General features: G+C 45.3%; 3 protein-coding genes. 2 read left to right on the top strand and 1 reads right to left on the bottom strand.

Annotated features, from left to right (window positions below; genetic code table 11):
* A partial coding sequence (locus AKL11_RS19220; protein ID WP_216636829.1) for a hypothetical protein occupies positions 1-263 on the top strand: 263 nt, incomplete at its 5' end.
* Positions 264-359: 96 nt separating this feature from the next.
* Here the strand turns inward: AKL11_RS19220 and AKL11_RS25735 are convergent.
* Positions 360-1,595, bottom strand: coding sequence for a hypothetical protein (locus AKL11_RS25735; RefSeq protein ID WP_245673591.1), 1,236 nt, complete (start codon positions 1,593-1,595; stop codon positions 360-362).
* 719 nt (positions 1,596-2,314) lie between these two features.
* Between AKL11_RS25735 and AKL11_RS19210 the strand changes: the two genes are divergently transcribed.
* Positions 2,315-2,671: hypothetical protein (locus tag AKL11_RS19210; protein WP_216636825.1), on the top strand; the 357-nt coding region annotated here is incomplete at its 3' end.

Here is a 2,671-nt window from a genome sequence, read left to right as displayed (position 1 = left end):
AGAACCGTATGTTTCAAATGAGTTTTGGTTTAATAAATTATGAAAACACTACAAATTCCATGCTTTGCACTTTGRTCCACATGACCAAGAATCAGCTTGAAGTTAAGCGCAGTGAGATTGCAGGACTCTCTCAGTATACGACCAAGGTCATTCGTGAGAGTTACAACTCAGAAGTTGAGGAACTGGTGACGATCCAACAGTTTYTTGATGGTCAGATTAACAACTCTCAAGAGCCTCAGACGGCTCGACCCACCAAGAAATAACAGTCAGGGGATATACYCCCCTTTCTGTTTTTTTGTTTTCTCATATGGCATAGCCCATCAGTATACGCTCCTGATAACCTGTCCGTAGTCGTTCAATCAGTTCATTCTCCGTGGTATTGATGTTCTCGTAATACAGGGCAATATCGTTCCAGATGATGTTGTTTTGCAATTCTTCCAATACCTGCTCAAAGGGTAATCGCTTTCTGGCACAGGCCGACAGATAGTTACCCAGATATAGTTACCCAGATAAAGCTGGTAGTTTTTCCCTGAGAAGGAATCCGGTTTCTTGTAATGGCGTTGGTAATGGGTTGGATGGTCATTCTTATTTATGCCTTCAGGCGCAAAGACCAGATCATTCATCAGGATTGTCCATATGGGATGAAAGTAGTTGGTATTGTGCTTCAGCTTGAACGACTGCAATCCGTACTGCCAAAGACCATGAAGATGCTCAGTCATTTCAGCGTAGGACTTGAGACTTAACCCAATCACGCCATTGCTGTCGTAGGAGCCGAGGGCGAACTGTTCAATGATGGAATGGTGATACCGCAACTCAACCCGAAAAACGTCCCTATCAGGGTCATAGCTCCCTCCATGCGCTGTCGTATACCGTTCCCACTTGTGCCGAACGTAGTCCAGCTTGTCAATGGCTTCGGACTGGATGGTTTTGTCGTATATGGCCATCTGTAATGATGTGGAAGGGCCAAACTTGAAGGACTGGCAGCGATCATAAACACAGGACACATGGGAAAAGTGAAATTCGATATTCTCAAACCCATTGTACTGAGCCACTCGACGGGAGCGGCAAGCCACTTTATCCGCCAGATCATGCTCCGGTTCCCAACCCTGTATGTCCACGGCGAGATGGATAGCTGGATAATGAGATGTCGGGACTCTGAGAATATTGTCAGCAATGGTTCCCAGGAACTCATCAACCTGTTCAGGCGTGTGGCTGTCCAGATACCAGGGGGAACACTCAATTTTCAGATGAGAGCTTTCAGACTCAGCTTTGGCATGGAACATTTTAAACAACAGGATCAAACCAAGGTCATTGTTCTGGAGTCGGTACTGATAACCGGAGGATTTGGAACTTTTGCCAATCAACCATTCGTAACCCAGAAAGGTCATCTGTTTTTCATTGAGGTCAATGCTGTGTTGTATGTCCGTGAGGAAATCCAGATTCATGCGGCCTTTGAAGATTTGCCGTAAGGTATCCACACACATTCCCACCACCTGAAATCCACTGTCAGTGAGATCGAGAACCTTCCCTTTATTCGGATGGCAGAACAATAGCCACTGCTCCGAAGGTGTGGTTGTGAACCTGTCTTTGGACACTTTATAACATTGAGGTGTTTCATATCTAAGAATTCCTTTTCTTATAACTTTTGGTTTTCAGGGTATTGTATTTATATAACGTGCTACAGAGACGTTCCCCTCGCCCGCTTGCGCTGCGCGTGCAAGTCAGGGCGTGGGAGTCAGACGGCGAGTCCGGGTGTGCCAGTGGAGAGTTGGGTGTCTGCATCGAGATCGTACCTCCTGATGGTTTGCACGCTGCGACCTGTCTCCGCAACATCATGGGCATAGCCATCAAGTTGCGGAGACAGGCGGCAAGCGTGTCGGTTCGACTAAACCGGTATTTTTCATACAGAAGAAAAAGCACCGCTTCAGCCGCTTTATTTGAAGGCAACTCGCCTAATGGCTTTTGCCTTCACGAAAATCAGGAGAGCCTTTAAAGATGACGTGGTGTTGGCTCTGTTTTTTAAAGCAATAGAAATTCAAATCACTATTTTGAGATAATGATCTGTCAGCAATTCCCGCCGAGTTGATTAAAGTCAATAATATCAAGGGCTAGAGACTGATCTACTAGTTCAGAAATCGCAGACTATTAAGTAACATATACGACATTACATCATCATTGTCATTTTACTGTGAAACCATCTAACCGAAAGACGATTGCTGAGAAACTGATCAAAATAGTTTCAAAAGAAGCTGTTAAAGTCCCTGRTTTTCGTAAAAGAAGCAGTCAAAATGCGATCCCGCTTCATGATGCTATCATGAGTGGTCTTGCCATTATGCATCTGAAGTATCCATCATTACTTCAGTTCGATCGGGACTGTGTTAAAACACCAGCCAAGTTGCATAACCTGAAATCGTTGTACGGCGTCGGTCAGGTACCTTGCGATACGCACCTCCGGGAAATGMTTGACCCTATTGATCCCCGCTATTTACGAAAATTTTTCACCCAACTGTTTGCCTTTGTGCAACGCTCAGGGCGACTCCGGCAATTTGAGTATTTTGAGGAAGGGTATCTTGCGCCGATTGATGGAACCGGTCATTTTTGCTCCGGCAAAATCCACTGCCCCGAATGCTGTGTAAAAAATCCGGACAGCAAGAATCCTCAATATTATCAT

This window comes from Endozoicomonas ascidiicola (assembly GCF_001646945.1).
In the GTDB taxonomy this organism is placed as follows: Bacteria; Pseudomonadota; Gammaproteobacteria; order Pseudomonadales; family Endozoicomonadaceae; genus Endozoicomonas; species Endozoicomonas ascidiicola.
Note: the sequence above shows the minus strand (reverse complement) of the source record. Positions and strands in the feature narration are given on the sequence as shown.